Origin of the sequence: Paenalcaligenes hermetiae (genome assembly GCF_039543645.1) — a bacterium.
Lineage (GTDB): Bacteria > Pseudomonadota > Gammaproteobacteria > Burkholderiales > Burkholderiaceae_B > Paenalcaligenes > Paenalcaligenes hermetiae.
The window spans coordinates 160,371-178,783 of the sequence record NZ_BAABKD010000002.1 but is presented as its reverse complement, the minus strand read 5'-3'; the positions used below and the strand labels follow the sequence as shown (position 1 = coordinate 178,783).

14 protein-coding genes are annotated in these 18,413 nt (G+C 48.1%); 11 read left to right on the top strand and 3 right to left on the bottom strand.

Annotated features, from left to right (window positions below):
• Positions 1 to 130 precede the first annotated feature (130 nt).
• The gene (gene rho / locus ABD980_RS02470; protein ID WP_260650421.1) at positions 131 to 1,387 is read right to left on the bottom strand and encodes a transcription termination factor Rho; all 1,257 of its coding nucleotides are present in this window, start codon (positions 1,385 to 1,387) and stop codon (positions 131 to 133) included.
• Positions 1,388 to 1,450: 63 nt separating this feature from the next.
• Positions 1,451 to 1,777: a thioredoxin TrxA gene (gene trxA, locus ABD980_RS02465; RefSeq protein WP_260650422.1), complete on the bottom strand. Its 327-nt coding sequence runs from the start codon at positions 1,775 to 1,777 to the stop codon at positions 1,451 to 1,453.
• Between the two features lie 239 nt (positions 1,778 to 2,016).
• Between trxA and parE the strand changes: the two genes are divergently transcribed.
• From parE to trmD, 11 genes are all read left to right on the top strand, one after another.
• Positions 2,017 to 3,978, top strand: a complete 1,962-nt coding sequence (parE, locus tag ABD980_RS02460) for a DNA topoisomerase IV subunit B (RefSeq protein WP_345369365.1) — start codon at positions 2,017 to 2,019, stop codon at positions 3,976 to 3,978.
• A gap of 50 nt (positions 3,979 to 4,028) precedes the next feature.
• Positions 4,029 to 6,377: a DNA topoisomerase IV subunit A gene (gene parC / locus ABD980_RS02455; protein WP_465263289.1), complete on the top strand. Its 2,349-nt coding sequence runs from the start codon at positions 4,029 to 4,031 to the stop codon at positions 6,375 to 6,377.
• The gene (locus ABD980_RS02450) at positions 6,374 to 7,411 is read left to right on the top strand and encodes a CDP-6-deoxy-delta-3,4-glucoseen reductase (protein WP_260650425.1); all 1,038 of its coding nucleotides are present in this window, start codon (positions 6,374 to 6,376) and stop codon (positions 7,409 to 7,411) included. Before parC ends, ABD980_RS02450 begins: the two co-directional genes overlap by 4 nt.
• 50 nt (positions 7,412 to 7,461) lie before the next feature.
• The gene (locus tag ABD980_RS02445; RefSeq protein WP_345369360.1) at positions 7,462 to 8,715 is read left to right on the top strand and encodes a D-amino acid dehydrogenase; all 1,254 of its coding nucleotides are present in this window, start codon (positions 7,462 to 7,464) and stop codon (positions 8,713 to 8,715) included.
• Positions 8,716 to 8,722: 7 nt separating this feature from the next.
• Positions 8,723 to 10,018 carry an extracellular solute-binding protein gene (locus ABD980_RS02440; protein WP_260650427.1) on the top strand — a complete coding sequence of 432 codons (1,296 nt, stop codon included), beginning with the start codon at positions 8,723 to 8,725 and terminating at the stop codon, positions 10,016 to 10,018.
• A gap of 103 nt (positions 10,019 to 10,121) precedes the next feature.
• Positions 10,122 to 10,583 (top strand): TrbG/VirB9 family P-type conjugative transfer protein, encoded by a 462-nt coding sequence (locus tag ABD980_RS02435; RefSeq protein ID WP_260650428.1) that lies wholly within the window; start codon positions 10,122 to 10,124, stop codon positions 10,581 to 10,583.
• A 132-nt stretch (positions 10,584 to 10,715) separates the two neighbouring features.
• Positions 10,716 to 13,334, top strand: a complete 2,619-nt coding sequence (gene alaS / locus ABD980_RS02430; protein ID WP_345369356.1) for an alanine--tRNA ligase — start codon at positions 10,716 to 10,718, stop codon at positions 13,332 to 13,334.
• 8 nt (positions 13,335 to 13,342) lie between these two features.
• On the top strand, positions 13,343 to 13,582 hold the full coding sequence (locus ABD980_RS02425) for a sulfurtransferase TusA family protein (protein WP_300648563.1): 240 nt from the start codon (positions 13,343 to 13,345) through the stop codon (positions 13,580 to 13,582).
• 139 nt (positions 13,583 to 13,721) lie between these two features.
• Positions 13,722 to 13,979, top strand: coding sequence for a 30S ribosomal protein S16 (gene rpsP, locus ABD980_RS02420; RefSeq protein ID WP_260650431.1), 258 nt, complete (start codon positions 13,722 to 13,724; stop codon positions 13,977 to 13,979).
• A gap of 22 nt (positions 13,980 to 14,001) precedes the next feature.
• Positions 14,002 to 14,622: a ribosome maturation factor RimM gene (gene rimM, locus ABD980_RS02415; RefSeq protein WP_300648565.1), complete on the top strand. Its 621-nt coding sequence runs from the start codon at positions 14,002 to 14,004 to the stop codon at positions 14,620 to 14,622.
• A 5-nt stretch (positions 14,623 to 14,627) separates the two neighbouring features.
• On the top strand, positions 14,628 to 15,383 hold the full coding sequence (trmD, locus tag ABD980_RS02410) for a tRNA (guanosine(37)-N1)-methyltransferase TrmD (protein WP_300648567.1): 756 nt from the start codon (positions 14,628 to 14,630) through the stop codon (positions 15,381 to 15,383).
• Between the two features lie 84 nt (positions 15,384 to 15,467).
• On the opposite strand, the gene ABD980_RS02405 is transcribed toward trmD, so the two are convergent.
• Positions 15,468 to 18,320, bottom strand: coding sequence for a valine--tRNA ligase (locus ABD980_RS02405; protein WP_345369350.1), 2,853 nt, complete (start codon positions 18,318 to 18,320; stop codon positions 15,468 to 15,470).
• Positions 18,321 to 18,413 lie beyond the last annotated feature (93 nt).

Sequence of the window (18,413 nt, the reverse complement as noted above, 5' to 3'; positions counted from 1 at the left end):
AGACACTGAGTAGCGTGATCAAAAAACCATAAGCTCAGCAAAACAAAAAAAGAAAATGAATCAACCAAAGACAATGCCATTTGCACTTTGGGCCAAAAAAAAGCCTCTGGGTAGAGGCTTTTATTATGAACTATTTTTTCATCATTTCGAAAAATTCTGCGTTAGTTTTTGTTGCGCGGACCTTATCCAAGATAAAGTCCATGGCTTCAACTTCGTCCATATCATGGATGAATTTACGCAATACCCAAATTTTTTGCAGTAGTTCGGGCTTGATTAGCAGTTCTTCGCGACGTGTACTGGTTTTATTTAAGTTAATGGCGGGGTAAATCCGTTTTTCGGCAAGGCGACGCTCTAAGTGGATCTCGGAGTTACCGGTGCCTTTAAACTCCTCGTAGATGACCTCGTCCATACGGCTACCGGTTTCAATTAGGGCCGTACCAATAATGGTAAGGGAGCCGCCTTCCTCGAGGTTACGAGCAGCACCAAAGAAACGCTTCGGGCGTTGAAGGGCATTCGCATCCACCCCCCCCGTTAATACTTTTCCAGAGGCAGGAACCACGGTGTTATAAGCTCGGGCAAGACGAGTAATTGAATCGAGTAAAATTACAACGTCTTTTTTGAGCTCAACTAAGCGCTTGGCTTTTTCGATGACCATTTCTGCTACTTGCACATGGCGGGTAGCGGGCTCATCAAACGTAGAGGCAACCACTTCGCCACGCACAGTGCGTTGCATTTCCGTGACCTCTTCGGGGCGCTCATCCACTAAGAGTACTATCAGTGTAGAGTCAGGGTAGTTGGTCGTGATAGCGTGAGCAATATGCTGCATCATCACGGTTTTCCCCGATTTTGGGCTAGCGACAATTAATGCGCGCTGTCCTTTGCCGATAGGAGCGAAGATATCCAAAATGCGCCCAGTGATGTTTTCTTCGCTTTTGATATCGCGCTCTAAGCGCATGGGCTGATTAGGATGCAGCGGCGTGAGGTTTTCAAACATAATGCGATGTTTGATGGCCTCGGGTTGCATGCCGTTGACTTTATCGACTTTAACAAGAGCAAAATAACGCTCACCGTCTTTAGGAGTGCGGACTTCGCCTTCGATGGAGTCTCCAGTATGAAGATTAAAACGACGGATTTGCGAAGGAGAAATATAGATGTCGTCTGTGCTTGCTAGATAAGAAGTTTCTGGAGAGCGAAGAAATCCAAAACCATCAGGAAGGACTTCGAGAACGCCATCACCAAAAATTTGTTCGCCTTGTTTAGCGCGTTTTTTCATGATTGCAAACATGAGTTCTTGTTTGCGCATGCGATTCGCATTATCGATATCTAGGCTGGCAGCCATTTCGAGCAGCTGCGAGACGTGCAGAGCTTTGAGTTCGTTGAGATGCATGAGAAGAAAAGAAGGGAATCAGCCAACGGCGGCGAGCCAAGAGAAGGCTCGCGCAGAAATTGTTTATAAGGAGTTATCGAGAAATTCTTGTAGCTGTGTTTTAGATAGCGCCCCGACCTTGGTTTCAGTGGGTTGCCCATTTTTGAACAGCATTAATGTAGGGATACCGCGAATACCAAATTTCGCCGCTGTTTCGGGGTTTTCGTCTACATTTAGTTTGGCTATTGTAACACGACCTGCGTACTGTTCGGCAATTTCGTCCAAAATGGGGGCGATAGCCTTACATGGACCACACCAAGCAGCCCAGTAATCAACGAGAACAGGAAGGTCGGATTGTAAAACGTCTTCAGAAAAAGACGTATCAGATACATTTTTAATAAATTGGCTCATGACAGTATTCTACAAATAAAAAATAAACTGGGATCAATACACTATACGAGATGGCGAGGAAAACACACAATCAAAGGGATTTTTCACCATGCGAATGTTGTGCATTTTCTACAGCATGCCATGAAAAAAAAGAGGCATAGTGTAATCAAAAGATCGCCTCATCCACTACGATACCATTTGGGGATTAGGCGTAGAGTTCGTAAAATAGGTTCTTTTACCGATTGATAGAGAATTAGAGAGTGTCTAAATCCAATTACGATGAATCATCAATTCGGGTGTTGAAAGGTTTAGAGCCTGTGCGTCAACGCCCAGGTATGTATACCCGCACAGATAACCCTTTGCACATTATACAAGAGGTTATTGATAATGCAGCAGACGAAGCGCTTGCAGGTTACGCCAAACATATCACTGTAATCCTCCATACAGACCAAAGTATATCCGTGTTGGATGATGGTCGTGGGATTCCGGTCGGCATTCACCCTGAAGAAAACGCACCAGTGGTCGAACTGGTTTTTACTCGTTTACATGCGGGGGGTAAGTTCGATAAAAAAGATGGGGGCGCATATGCGTTTTCAGGGGGGCTGCATGGGGTAGGGGTATCCGTGACCAATGCGCTATCGACCCGTTTGGACGTTCAGGTCTGGCGTCAAGGGGAGATTCATCAGATCACGTTTGCGGGTGGAGAGGTCATAGAACCCTTACATATAGCGGGTTCTGCGCCAAAACGCAAAACGGGAACCCAAGTACGGATCTGGCCTGATGCTCAGTATTTTGATGCCGCGACTATTCCGTTGGCTGAGCTAAAACACGTATTACGCAGCAAAGCGGTGTTATTAAGTGGCACTACCGTCACCTTGGTGAATGAGAAAACCAAAGAAAAAATAGAGTGGTGTTATGAGGATGGCCTATCAGGTTATCTACAAGAAGCCCTACAGGGTCAAGAGCTGTTGATTCCTTTATTCAAAGGGGCACAGTTTGCCACGGAAGAAGATGAAAATTATGCCCTAGGAGAGGGCGCAGAATGGATCGTAGCGTGGACACTTGAAGGCCCTGTAGTCCGAGAGTCTTTTGTGAACTTGATTTCAACCCCCGCTGGGGGAACGCATGAAGCAGGCTTACGTGATGGTTTATTCCAGGCAGTAAAAAACTTTGCTGAGCTCCACGCGCTTTTACCTAAAGGTCTAAAGCTTCAAGCCGAGGATGTGTTTGCACGTGCTAGTTTTGTGTTATCGGCCAAGATTCTTGACCCGCAATTCCAAGGCCAGATCAAAGAGCGCTTAAATAGCCGGGATGCAGTGCGCATGATTAGTACTTTCGTGCGCAATGCTTTAGAACTGCGTTTGAATGCTGAAGTAGAAGAGGGTAAAAAGTTAGCAGAGCTGGTGATTCGGCATGCCCAGGCTCGGGTACGCTCTACGCAACGTATTGAAAAGCGTAAAAGCTCGGGGGTAGCGGTGCTGCCAGGCAAGCTAACCGATTGCGAGTCTCACGATGTAGACCGTACCGAGCTGTTTTTGGTCGAAGGGGATTCAGCAGGTGGTTCTGCAAAAATGGGGCGAGATAAATCCTTTCAAGCGATTTTGCCTTTACGAGGTAAAGTGTTGAACTCTTGGGAGGTTGATCGTGATCGTTTATTTGCGAACCAAGAGATCCATGATATATCTGTCGCTATCGGGGTGGATCCACATACCCTGACAGATACGCCAGATTTATCCGGTTTACGCTACGGCAAAATTTGTATTTTGTCCGATGCGGACGTGGACGGCTCCCATATTCAAGTGTTATTGCTGACGTTGTTCTTCAAACATTTTCCAGCCTTGATTCAAGGGGGGCATGTTTTTGTTGCTCGTCCTCCATTATTTCGTTTGGATGTACCTGCGGTAGGTAAGCGTCCTGCACGCAAGATTTACTGCTTAGACCAAGCTGAGCTCGATAGTGCGTTAGATAAGTTACGCAAAGAAAAAGTACGAGAAGACAGTTGGAGTATTAGTCGTTTTAAAGGCTTAGGCGAAATGAGCGCTGAGCAGCTTTGGGATACGACTATGAATCCCGATACACGTCGGTTACTACCTGTCACTTATGGATCTATCGGGCTAGAAGGCACGGCAAAAATGTTTGATATGTTGATGGGGCGTGGTGAGGCAGCTCAACGCCGTAGCTGGCTAGAGAGTAAAGGCAATCTAGCAGAACTCGATATTTAAAATAAAGTGGCTAGCAAGAGGCTAGTTAACTAGGCAACAGGATAGTTATGATGCAATCCGATTTGTTTGCGGCTGACGCAAACGACCGCTCCGTGGCTGGCACGGAGGGTCAAATTGATGAAATCACTTTAGCGCAATATGCGGAGCAAGCGTATTTAGATTATGCCGTATCGGTAGTAAAAGGGCGGGCACTTCCGGATGTTTCGGATGGACAAAAGCCGGTGCAACGTCGCATTTTATATGCGATGCATGCCATGGGTTTGGCTGCAGGGGCTAAGCCTGTTAAGTCGGCTCGTGTAGTAGGGGATGTTTTAGGTAAATATCACCCCCATGGTGACCAAGCCGCCTATGATGCCATGGTGCGGATGGCACAGGATTTTGTTCTGCGTTATCCCTTAATTGATGGCCAGGGTAACTTTGGTTCCCGCGATGGGGATAATGCCGCTGCTATGCGTTATACCGAAGCGCGCCTTACGCCTTTTGCTAATTTACTGCTCGATGAGCTCGGTGAGGGGACGGTTGATTTTATCCCTAACTATGACGGCTCACAAAAAGAGCCTACGTTATTGCCGGCGCGTTTACCATTGGTGTTGTTAAACGGTGCTTCAGGGATTGCTGTTGGCATGGCAACCGAGATCCCGCCCCATCATTTAGGAGAGGTCGCCCAAGCCTGTATTGGCTTATTAGAGCAACCTAAAATGGCGGATGAGGCCTTCTATGCTTATATTCCAGGACCAGATTTTCCTGGTGGGGGGCAAATTATTACCGCTCCCGAAGACATCACACAGATTTATCAGCAAGGCCGAGGTTCAATTAAAGTAAGGGCGCGTTGGCATTTCGAGGAGCTAGCGCGTGGGCAATGGCAGCTCGTGGTCGATGAGTTACCTCCGGGTACCTCTGCGCAAAAAATCCTTGAGGAAATAGAAGAAAAAACCAACCCTCGTGTCCGTGCGGGGCGTAAAGCGCTGACCGCTGAGCAACAACAAACCCGTACTTTGTTGTTAGGGTTACTGGATACGGTGCGTGATGAGTCTGGCAAAGAAGACCCGGTGCGGTTGGTGTTTGAGCCTAAATCCAGTCGTTTGGATCGGGATGAGTTTGTGAATACCTTGTTAGCTCAAACCAGCATGGAGGGCAATGTCAGCATTAACTTGGTTAGCATTGGTATTGACGGGCGCCCAGCGCAGCGTAATTTGCGGCAGATGCTCACCGAGTGGTTGGAGTTTCGTGCGGAAACCGTACGTCGACGCACTCAGTATCGCTTAGATAAAGTCACCGATCGCATTCATATTCTTGAAGGAAGAATGCGTGTTTATCTTGATGTGGACGCCGTGATTCAAACCATCCGCGATTCTGATGAGCCCAAGCCTGCGTTAATGCAAACCTTTGCCTTGAGTGAGCGTCAGGCCGAGGATATTTTAGAAATGCGTTTGCGACAGTTAGCTCGTCTAGAGGGTTTTAAAATCGAACAAGAGCTAGCAAAGCAGCGCAAAGAGCAGACGGCACTGGAAAAGCTGCTGCAAAGTAAGACCGCTTTTAAACGATTGTTGATCAAAGAAATCAAAGCCGATGCCGAGCAATTTCATGATGAGCGCCGTACTCTCATTAAAGAGGCGGAGCGAGCTGTGCTAGAGACGCGCGTGGTTGATGAGCCGATTACAGTCATTATGTCACAACAAGGCTGGTTACGACGCCGGCAGGGCCATGGCCATGATGCACAGCAGTTTAATTTTAAAAGCGGGGATGCGTATTATGCTACTCGGGAATGTCGTAGCACGGATGACCTGATTGCTATAGGCAGTGATGGGCGCACTTATACCGTAGCGACGGCCGATTTACCATCGGCGCGAGGAGACGGCCAGCCCATTACCGCTTTAGCCGAGGTTAACAGTGCCGCACCTGTGGTGCATATGGTCGTGGGTGATACGAAGCAAAAATTGGTCTTAGGGTCAAAAACGGGTTATGGGTTTTTAACGCATTTAGGCGATATGGCGACGCGACAGCGGGCTGGTAAACAGTTTATTACTGTGCATGATGAAGATAGTTTGTTGCCTCCTTTGTATGTGGATCCAACGCATAGCTTGTTAGCTATACTTACCCAACAACAGCGCCTTTTGGTGATTGCGCTCTCTGAGTTAAAGCAACTTAAAGGTGGGGGGCGGGGTACCAAGCTGATTGACCTAGATGCGGACGATACGGTTGTGCAATGGGCGACGGGCTCTACCGAGGGTTTTGTGCTTTCAGGAATATATCGTCGAAAAGCCACAAACTGGGAGATCACGGCTAAAACCCTAGAGACTTATTTAGGGAAACGGGCCCGCAAGGGTAAATTGTTGGAACGCAAAATGACAGATGCTGTTTTATCTGCAAAGATCCTCACTCATACGGAAGAAAAATGACGTTTAAGGTAATTGTTGAACCATCTGGTTTAGCTTTTGATGTAAAACCAGGGCAGAATGTATTAGACGCTGCACTTGAAGCGGATATTGTTTTACCTTATAGCTGCCGAGGTGGCGGTTGTTCGACCTGCAAAGGTAAAGTCTTAGAGGGCGATTACGAGGCCGGTGAAGCGCCTTTGCATATTTTAGAGCAGGATGAACTGGAACAGGGGTATACCTTGATGTGTCAAGCCGTACCCAAAACGGATTTGCGTATTGAATCACCGCAAGCTCGTCTTGCTACAGATATTCAAATTCGAAAAATGCCTGTCCGTGTCATGGAGCGAGAGCAAATTAATGATGATGTCATGCGTTTGCTTTTGCAGCTGCCTCCAGGGCAACCGTTTATGTATTATGCTGGACAGTACCTCGACGTTCTCCTTAAAGATGGACGTCGTCGTAGCTATTCGATGGCTAACCCGCCTCGCGAAGATAATACAATTGAATTACATTTACGGCACATGCCTGGCGGTTTATTTACGGACCATGTGTTTGGTGTTACGGAACCCGCTATGAAAGAGCGTGCTATCTTACGTGTCGAGGCGCCATTTGGGTCTTTTTTCTTACGCGAGGAAAGCCAAAGACCAATGGTGCTATTAGCCAGTGGAACAGGTTTTGCACCGATCAAAGCCCTGGTTGAAGATATGCAACAAAAAAACATTCAGCGTCCGGTGCGCTTATATTGGGGTGGGCGACGTCCCAAAGACATTTATATGATGGAGCTCGCTCAACAATGGGCACAAGAGCTTAAGGATTTTGCTTTTACCCCTGTGGTTTCCGATGCTTTAGCTGAAGATAACTGGACTGGACGCACAGGTTTTGTACACCATGCTGTGATGGAGGATTTGCCTGACTTGTCTGGTTGGGAGGTCTATGCGTGCGGAGCGCCCATTATGGTAGAAAGTGCTCAAAAAGATTTTGTGGAAAAATGTGGTTTAGACGAGGCATTGTTTTATGCCGATGCTTTTACCTCTGAGGCCGATTTAGTCTCTTAGTCATAAATAAAACACGCGGTTTAGCCGCGTGTTCTTTTAGCGGGGCGCAAATGAAAATAGCAGTACTAGGTAGTGGTGTCATTGGTACTACAACCGCATGGTGGTTAGCGCAAGATGGTCACGAGGTGGTTGTCATTGACAGGCAAGCAGGTGCCGCGCAAGAGGCCACTCGCGCTTGCGGTGGTTTGCTGTCGGCCTCTTATGCCGAGCCTTGGGCTAACCCTCATGCACCATGGGACTTGTTGCGAAATCTATTTAAAGATGATGCACCCATGGTGTTTAGGCCTGCTTTAGATACTAAGCAATGGCTTTGGAGCCTTGCATTTTTAAGAGAATGTCAGCCAAAGCGCTTCGAGGCGAATATTCGGGCTATGGTCAGGCTAGCCGAGTACAGTCGTTCGACTTTGGCGCAGATGCGTCAGCAGCTGGCTCTTAAATATGACTATTACGATAGTGGGATCCTTAGCTTTTATCGTGACGAGCAAAGCTTCGATCATTCTCAGGATATGGTAGATCGACTACGAGATCTAGGGGTGGAACGTCGTGTATTGAGTGCCGAAGAAGTGATAGCTTTGGAACCAACCTTAGCTTCGGTGCAGCATCAAATTGTGGGTGGCGATTATTCCAGCGATGATGAGTCGGGGGATGCCTACGGTTTTACGACACAGTTAGCGCAACAAGCAGCACAAGAGGGAGTGCAATTCTTGTATAACCATACTGTGGTACGGTTGCTCTATCGCCAAGGGGCTGTTACCGCCGTCGAGGTCATTGATCATTTAGGTAATTATCAACAGATACAGGCGGATGCTTTTGTAGTGGCTTTAGGTGCTTATAGCCCATTGCTGTTAGAGCCATTGGGCATACGTTGTTTGGTTTATCCGGCAAAAGGTTACTCAGCAACGTTTACCATTCTAGATGCTGAGCAAGCGCCTCAAGCCAATCTTACTGATAGGGCACAGCGCTTGGTGTATTCGCGGGTGGGGAACCAGTTGCGGGTAGCTGGCTTAGCCGAGCTAAGTGGCTATAGTCGTAAGCTTAGTACAAAGCGTTGCAATATGATGGTTAAACAAACAAAAGAACTGTTCCCAAATGGTCTCGATTTTGATAATGTGCAGTTTTGGTCTGGATTACGTCCGGCCACGCCTTCTAATACGCCTTTAATCGGACGTACCCATATCAAAAACCTGTATGTGAACACCGGCCATGGCACCTTGGGGTGGACCATGGGCGCGGGTTCAGCACGAGCTTTGGCTGATTTGATCGCAAATCGTCAACCCGAGCCAGAATTTCCATTTTTGCATTGAAGAGCATATGAATACGCATACATTATTTACACCTGCGCGCTTAGGTAGCGTTTTGTTCACCGCCGTGGCGGGTATGATGTCGTCGGCGGCATGGTCGGCGACGGATATTCAGGTTTGGCATAGCCTTAATGATCATAATAAGCAGGTTTTTGAGCAGCTCGTTAAAGACTTTAATAAACAGCAAAAAGACGTTCAAGTTAAAGTTCGGGCTTTTTCCACAGAAGAGGACCTAGACGCCGCTTTACGTTTAAGCTCGGACAAAGAGCGGCCTAATCTTGTTCAGCTCCCTGAAATTACCGGGTTAGATGATGTGGCTACCCGTTCTTATATTTGGCCCTTACATCAAGCGTTGGCTAAACACCCCATCAAAGGGGTAAAGTGGTTTTTGCCAGCGGACAATAACTTTTTACATGACAGCAAAGGGCGCTTACTCGCCTTGCCTTTTATGGCAGAGATTCCTGTGATGTATTACAACATTGACGCGTTTAAAAAAGCGGGCTTAAGCCCTGAGCAGCCCTCACGTTCGTGGCAGGAGCTACAAGAGCAACTGGTTTCATTAGCGAATAATGGTTCACGTCGTTGTCCTCTTACTTCTGATCAGCCCGTGTCGATTAACCTAGAAAACTTAGCGGCGGTCAATAAGCAGTTTTATACAGGGGCGGATAGTCGTAAAGTTGGTTTTAACTTTGATACCATGTATATTCGCCACTTATCGACCATGATTAGTTGGGTACGTAGTGAGATCATGGTACACCCATCGATGGGGCCGCAGTCACCCAAACGTTTTGCGAGCGGTGAGTGTGCTGTGTTTTTATCCAATTCGGGCAATTTGGGTGATTTTGCTGCGCAGCGTAAGCTTGATTTTGCGGTAAGCGGTTTGCCTTACTATCCCCAAGTAACACCAACCCCAGGTAGTCCTTTTGTGACAGGCTCCGGCTTATGGCTAACCAAGGGGCATAGTGCAGAACAAGACAAAGGCACCACAAGCTTTTTGTCATGGCTAGCGCAGACGGATAATGCTGCCAAGTGGTATCAAAATACGGGGTTCCTACCCTTAACGCACGAGGCATTTAATGCTACTGCGGACAGCTATTATAAAAAACTAGGGGACTGGCGTAATTTGGTGGCGGTTTATGGCCAAAAACCAGCAAATACCACGCGTGGTTTTAAAGTTCATAATTATCACCAGATTCGCGCCGTGTTTAATGACACTTTACAGAGTGCCTTAGAGGGGAAACAGCCTGCTGTGACCGCGTTAAAAGCAGCTGCTACCCAAGCTAACCAGCTTTTAAAGCAAAAGTAGGCTTAAAAAATCTTAGCATAATTACAATCTAGGCAAGTGGTTTAGTTGCCTTCAAGATAGCACTCAAGATATTCCTGAGTGCTATTTTTTTGGAGGTTATCCCATGAGTCTAAAAAAATGGGTGGTGTGCTTTGGGGCAGCATTAGTATTGAGTGGTTGTGAACATACTCATCATGGTTGGGAGAACCGGTTGAGTTTGATGAAACCGCATTGGGATATGGGGGCGGAGCACTTCGATTTTATGTGGCGTCTGTCAGGCGATCGCGAGGTTGCGCCGTTACAGGTATTCAGTTCAGATAAACAGATATGGTTGCAGTTTGCTGTGGGGCAGTATGTCCCGGCTATTTTTGCAATAGAAGATAAGCAATATATTCCATTGAGTTACTCTAGGAAAGACCCTTATGTTATTGTGCAAGGACAGTGGCAACAGCTTGTTTTTAGAGGGGGAGCGCTGGAAGCAAAAGCTCAGCATGAACCGTTTATACTTAGTGATGCTCTGCAGTCTGAGCAGGTCACCGTTGTAGACAACATGACGCCAGAGCATGTTTTAGAGGATCCGTTATGATGCATGGCGTCACTTGAGTAATGGTTTGCACTTCAGGCCGTTGTAAACGCACGGCAGCTTTAGGCTCTGTTAGGTATTTATAAAAACTATTACTATAATGGATTGTTACCTAATTTTCTCGTGCTGCTTTCAATGAAAACATCCGAAATTCGTCAAAAGTTCTTATCTTTTTTCCAAGAGCGAGGCCATGAAATCGTGCCTTCCTCCTCTTTGATTCCTGCGAATGACCCGACTTTGTTATTTACAAATGCGGGCATGGTGCAGTTCAAAGATGTGTTTACAGGAAAAGAAACACGCCCTTATGTGCGTGCTACGTCCTCGCAGCGCTGTGTACGTGCGGGTGGTAAACATAACGATTTAGAAAACGTGGGTTATACCGCGCGCCATCATACCTTTTTTGAAATGCTAGGCAATTTTAGCTTTGGCGATTACTTCAAAGAGGAAGCCATTAAATACGCGTGGGAGCTATTGACACAGGTTTACCAGCTTCCAGCAGAAAAACTGTGGGTTACTGTCTATCACGAAGACGATGAGGCTTACAACATATGGCATGAACAGGTCGGGGTGCCAGCAGAGCGCATTATTCGTATCGGGGATAAGGGCGGTCGTTACGTTTCTGATAATTTCTGGCAGATGGCAGATACGGGACCATGTGGGCCCAGCTCTGAAATCTTCTATGATCATGGGCCAGAGGTCTGGGGTGGGCCTCCTGGGTCTCCCGAAGAAGACGGCGACCGTTACATTGAGATCTGGAACTTAGTATTTATGCAGTTCGATCGTGATGCTCAGGGTAACCTGCATCCTTTGCCTAAGCCTTGTGTAGACACTGGCATGGGGCTAGAGCGTATTGCTGCGGTCCTGCAACATGTACACTCCAACTACGAGATTGATCTATTTCAAAACCTGATTCAAGCAGCAGCACGAGAAACCGGAGCTACTGACTTACAAGATAACTCCCTTAAGGTTATTGCGGATCACATTCGTGCCTGTGCTTTTCTGATTGTAGATGGTGTGATTCCTAGCAATGAAGGGCGCGGCTATGTATTACGTCGTATCGTACGCCGAGCCTTACGTCATGGTCATAAACTAGGACAAAACCAACCCTTTTTCTATCGATTGGTAGCAGATCTCGTTCAGTTTATGGGGCAGGCTTATCCAGACTTGGTGCAACAGCAAAGCCGTATTGAGCAAGTGCTTAAGCAAGAGGAAGAGCGCTTTAGCGAAACGCTTGAGCATGGCATGAAAATTCTCGAGGCGGCGCTTGCCGAGCTACCTGCTGGGCAGGATTTAGACGGGCAAACTCTGTTTACTCTATACGATACCTATGGTTTTCCGGTTGATTTAACCGCTGATATTTGTCGTGAGCGTGCGGTCGGTGTGGACTTAGCCGGTTTTGAGTCCGCTATGCAGCGGCAACGCGAAATGGCCCGTGCTTCTGGTAAATTTAAAGCTGCTGCAGATCTGCGTTATGATGGGGTGGAAACCCGTTTCGAAGGGTATGAGCACCTTAACCTAACTGCGACGGTGACGGCGTTATACGTAGATGGTACCGCAGTCGACAGTATTCAGGCAGGGCAAGAGGCTATTGTTGTCTTAGACGCAACCCCTTTCTATGCAGAGGCTGGTGGCCAGGTGGGTGATAAAGGTACGCTTGCGACAGAGAGTGCGGTGTTTTTGGTCGAAGACACACAGAAAATTCAGCCTCAGGTTTTTGGGCACCATGGCGTGTTGCAGTCGGGCTCATTAGCTTTAGGGCAAACGCTACAGGCCAGTGTTGATGCCACACATCGTCAGAATACCATCCGTAACCACTCTGCGACACACTTAATGCACAAGGCTTTGCGCGAAGTGCTGGGCGGGCATGTGCAGCAACGGGGTTCACTTGTAGATGCGGATAAGACACGGTTTGACTTTGCCCATGACGCGGCGGTAACCCCAGAGCAAATTGCTCAGGTAGAAGCCATTGTCAATGCTGAGGTTTTGGCTAACCAAGCCGTGGTGGCGCAATTAATGTCTTATGATGAGGCCGTCAGCGGTGGGGCGGTAGCGCTATTTGGTGAAAAATACGGCGATGAGGTTCGTGTCTTGGATATTGGCTTTTCACGTGAACTGTGCGGGGGGACCCATGTACAGCGCACGGGGGATATAGGCTTATTTAAAATCATCTCCGAGGGCGGCGTGGCGGCCGGTGTACGTCGTATCGAGGCCATCACGGGTGAAAATGCACTGACTTGGGTCCAACAAACGGAACATACTTTGCACCAAGCAGCCGCCGCTTTACGTACCCAGCCCGAAAAATTAGCCGATCGCATTGCACTACTCCAAAGCCAGTTGCGCGAGCTAGAGCGTGAGCGCGATCAGCTCAAAGATAAGCTTGCAGCTTCGGCAGGACAGGATTTGGCGGGGCAAGCTATGGCATTGCCGAATGGTGTAAAATTATTAGCTACCGTTTTGGCTGGTGCGGACCCCAAATCTTTACGTACCACTGTGGATCAGCTTAAAGACAAGCTGAAATCGGCGGTAGTGGTGCTGGCGACAACAAAAGACGGTAAAATCAGTTTGGTCGCCGGGGTAACCCCTGATCTCCACACTCAGATCAAAGCGGGTGACTTGGTAGGTATGGTCGCCAGTCAAGTTGGTGGCAAGGGGGGCGGCCGTCCTGATATGGCCATGGGGGGCGGCACCGATGAGGCCGCTTTGGACTCAGCCTTGCAATCTGTTCAAGCGTGGGTAGAGTCCAAACTCAACTAGGGGTAACAATGACTGAGCCTATCGCTTTTGATTCCGAAGTCGACGCAAGTGGGCTAACTTGCCCTTTGCCGATATTACGTACAAAAAAAGCCCTCGCTCAATTGCAAAGTGGTCAAGTGGTAAAAGTTATTACCACTGACCCACATGCAAAAGGAGATTTTCAGGCTTTTACCGATCAGACGGGGAATACGTTACTTGCTCAGCATGAGCAGGGCGATACCCTTATCCACTACGTACGTCGTCGCTGACTCGGTTTTATTCGCTGATTCTAAAATTTGTTGCGTATTTGTTGCGTAAAACGTGTAAAATACGCATGCAGTTTCCGCTAAGCCCAGCTTAGTGGTAGAATCTTTGGTTTTACACTTTTTTAACAGGAAGGGATTATCAATGGTGGTAATTCGCCTAGCCCGTGGTGGCTCTAAGAAACGTCCGTTTTACACTGTAGTCGCCGCCAACTCTAGCGATCGTCGCGATGGTCGCTTCATTGAGCGTTTAGGTTTCTACAATCCCGTAGGTGGCGAAGGCCAAGAAAACCTACGTCTTCAACTAGACCGTGTCCAATACTGGGTAGATAACGGCGCACAGGTTTCACCTGCTGTGGCTCGTCTAGTTAAAGAGTACACTAAAGCTCAAGCTGCTGCTTAATTACAGGAATTAAAACTTCGCTATGCCTTTTAATCAGGTTGACTCAACAGTACCTACGGATTTGGTTGAAGTAGGGCGTGTGATATCTGCTTATGGGGTAAAAGGCTGGATAAAGGTGCATCCTTATTCTGCCGATGCGGAGGTTTTGCTTTCTGCTAAAAGATGGTGGCTCCAAAAGCCCGTACCTCCCAACAAGGCGGGCCATTTGGATACTGCTTCGGCGCAGCTATATACGGTGGTTAGATCCCGTCCTCATAGTGCTACTGTTATTGCACAGTTTCAGGGGTTTGATGACCGTGATCAAGCCGAAAAACTCAAAGCGCATACGGTTTGGGTTTCGCGAGCTGACTTTCCGTCAGTAGATGAAGACGAACATTACTGGGTCGATTTGATTGGCTGCCTGTTGTATGGCGACCGCAATGGCCAGTCCGTGTTGGTAGGTAAAGTCGAGCATGTTTTCGATAACGGAGCTCACGCCGTTCTCGAAGTGCATACCGGCACCCTAAACGATCAGGCCCAGTTTATCGCGCAGCTTGATGCAAAGAAACGACCTATTGTCGAGCTCATTCCTTTTGTGGACGCGTATGTCCATCACGTTGATATCAAAACGAAGCAAATTCATACCACATGGCCGTTGGATTAGCCAGCATGCGTTTTGATGTCGTCACACTTTTTCCAGAGATGTTTACGCCATTAACTGATAATGGTGTCAATGCCCGTGCCCGTCACCAGGGTATTTGGGATTTGCATTTTTGGAATCCTCGCACTTATACCCATGATGTGCACCGTACAGTAGACGATCGCCCGTATGGGGGTGGCCCTGGTATGGTAATGTTGGCAGAGCCGTTAGAGGCAGCTGTGGACGAGGCGTTGGCAGCGCGGCAGCAGCAGGGGATGACAGACAGCCCCGTTATTCTAATGAGCCCAACCGGCGAGCGCTTTGATCAAGCGCTAGCTCAGCAGTGGGCTAGTACAGATGGTGCGGTGATTGTTTGTGGTCGATACGAAGGCATTGACCAGCGATTTATTGATGCACGGGTCACGCATGAGATTTCCATCGGTGATTTTGTCTTGTCTGGTGGGGAGATTGCGGCCTTGGCGGTCATGGATGCTGTGATTCGCTTATTGCCTGGTGTTTTGAATGATCAGCAATCAGCAGTTTGTGACTCTTTTCATGTAGGCTTAGATGGATTGTTAGATAGCCCCCATTATACGCGCCCAGAGATCTATAAAGGGCAGTCTATTCCTGCGGTACTAAAGTCAGGCAATCACCAGCTTATTGCTCAATGGCGTCGCGAGCAGTCGTTACGTATCACCGCACAACGTCGCCCTGACTTAATTGAACAAGCGCGTGCCAAAGGTCTGTTGGATAAAAAAGATGAGCAATATTTGCTCAGTTTATAGTAAATGGATAGAGCGCTTTGCATGGATGCGTAGTTGGCAAGCAAAAAAGCCCCATTGGGGCTTTTTTGCTTGGTACAAAGGACGCTATTTAAGTCTAGCTAATTGCTCTTGAACTTTGGATAGCGTTTGCGTGAAGCTGGCTAAACGCTCTCGTTCTTGCTCTACGACGGCGGCGGGAGCACGCTCAACAAAGTTTGGGTTGCTTAGTTTGCCGTTGGCTTTGGCTATCTCATTATTTAAGCGCTCGATTTCTTTATTTAAGCGAGCAGTTTCGGCTTCTACATCGATTTCCACATGGAGCATAAGTTGTGTGGTTCCGACGACTTGGACAGGGGCGCCCAGATCGGGAAGCTGCTCATGAAGCTCGACCTCGGACATCTTGGCTAGCGCCATGAGGTATGGACGATTTTGTTCGAGCATAGTGGCATCCCCTTGAGCAAATAGCGGTACACGCTCTGATGGAGATAAGCCCATTTCACTACGTAAAGCACGGATAGCATCGACTTGAGCTTTAAGTTCGGCAACCTGCTTTTCCGCTTTTTCATCGATCAAGCTTGGGTTAGGCTCAGGGTAGGGCTGTACGCTAATACTGAGGTTTTCCTCGGCAGTGCGTTTAGCCGCGACCAGTGAAACTTTTTGCCAGAGCTCTTCGGTAATATACGGAATAATAGGGTGCGCGAGACGTAGTACGGTTTCTAGTACTTCGATTAGCGTACGTTGTGTGGCCAGTTTTTGTGCAGGGTTGCCTTGTTGGATTTGTACCTTGGCCATTTCTAAGTACCAGTCGCAATATTCATCCCATACAAAGTGGTAAATGGCATTGGCGATGTTATCAAAACGGTACTCGGCAAAATTGCGCTCTACGGTTTGGATGAGGCGTTGTAATTGGCTGCGAATCCATTTATCTACAGTCGAGTACTCGGTTAACGCACAAAACTGCATAAAAGGCTCTTGTGCTTCGGTGTTCATCAGCACAAAGCGAGTGGCATTCCAAAGCTTATTATTAAAGTTGCGATACCCCTCGCACCGCTTCAGATCAAAGTTAATGTTGCGCCCTAACGTTGCATAGGCGGCCATGGTGAAACGCAAGGCGTCTGTGCCATAAGCTGGAACTCCATCGGGGAAGTCTTTGCGGGTGCGCTTGGCAATGCTGTCGGCTTGTTTAGGGTTCATTAAGCCAAAGGTGCGTTTTTTGACAAGGCTTTCCACGTCAATACCATCAATGAGGTCCACGGGGTCAATGGTATTGCCACGGGATTTACTCATTTTTTTGCCTTCCATATCACAGACAAGGCCATGTACATAGACGGTGTGGAAAGGCACCTGCCCGGTCATGTGCATGCTCATCATGACCATACGAGCTACCCAGAAGAAAATAATATCAAAACCGGTGACGAGAACACTTGAGGGCAAGTATTTCGCCAGGTCGGGAGTTTGCTCCGGCCAGCCTAGGTCAGTAAATGGAACGAGTGCAGATGAAAACCAGGTGTCTAAGACGTCTTCGTCACGACGGAGTTCGCCCTGGATCCCCGCGGCAGCCGCTTTTTGCTTGGCCTCGTTTTCATCACGCGCCACAATAATTTCGCCGTTTTCAGCGTACCAAGCGGGGATCTGATGCCCCCACCAGAGTTGGCGTGAAATACACCAGTCTTGGATATTGTTGAGCCATTGGTTGTAAGTATTGGTCCAGTTTTCTGGAACGAATTTAATTTGTCCGTTTGCAACGACTTCGAGAGCGACTTCGGTAATGCTTTTACCTGGGTGTAAAGAGTCGGCGGGAGCGGGCTTACTCATAGCGACGAACCACTGATCGGTGAGCATAGGCTCAATAACGGTATTGGTGCGATCGCCACGGGGTACCATCAGTGTGTGAGGCTTAATAGCTTGGAGGGCACCGATAGCCTCTAGGTCAGCAACAATTTGTTTGCGTGCTTCAAAGCGGTCTAGGCCTTGATATTTTTCTGGGGCGTTTTCGTTGATTTTGGCATCGAGAGTTAGGATGCTGATTTTGTCTAAGCCATGACGTTCGCCCACGGCGTAGTCATTAAAGTCATGGGCAGGTGTGACTTTAACCACACCGGTCCCAAAGGATTTATCAACGTAGTCGTCCGCAATGATTGGGATTTCGCGACCGACCAAAGGCAAGGTAACCGTTTGACCAATGAGATGCTGGTAACGTTCATCGTCGGGGTGGACCATGACTGCTACGTCACCTAGCATGGTTTCAGGGCGGGTGGTGGCCACAACGAGATGCGTTAAATCATTGGTAGGCTGAGTCAGTGGATAGCGAATTTCCCATAAATGGCCTTGTTCCTCGACGCTTTCTACTTCTAGATCAGACACCGCTGTGCCTAGCACAGGATCCCAGTTGACCAAACGCTTACCACGGTAGATTAGGCCTTGCTCATATAAGCGTACAAAGGTTTCTGCTACACCACGAGTGAGGTTTTCGTCCATCGTAAAATATTCGCGCTCCCAGTCACACGAAGCTCCCAAGCGACGAATTTGTTTTGTAATGGCATTGCCGGATTGCTCTTTCCACTCCCAGACCTTCTCTACAAATTTTTCGCGGCCTAAATCATGACGGGAGATATTTTCCTCATCCAGCTGACGCTCAACGACGATTTGCGTGGCGATACCGGCGTGGTCCGTGCCTGGGATAAACGCCGTATCATAGCCTTTCATGCGATGATATCGAGCCAAGCCGTCCATGATGGTTTGGTTAAATGCATGCCCCATATGTAAGGTACCCGTCACGTTAGGTGGGGGGCACTGGATCACAAAAGTAGGTGCGTTATCGTTGGTGGTATGGACATGTTGACCACTACGGAATAAACCGGCCTGCTCCCATTGGGCATAACGAGGGCCTTCAATGTCTTTGGGTTCAAAGCTTTTAGCAAGCTGATCAAGTAGAGATGTATTGGAAGAGTTGGTCATTGTGTTGCGATATTAGGCCAGACCTGTGGGGTATTGACCCCAAAATCGGCTGTTAAAAAGAATAAGTTTAAAAGCGTTATTTTAAGATGCAGC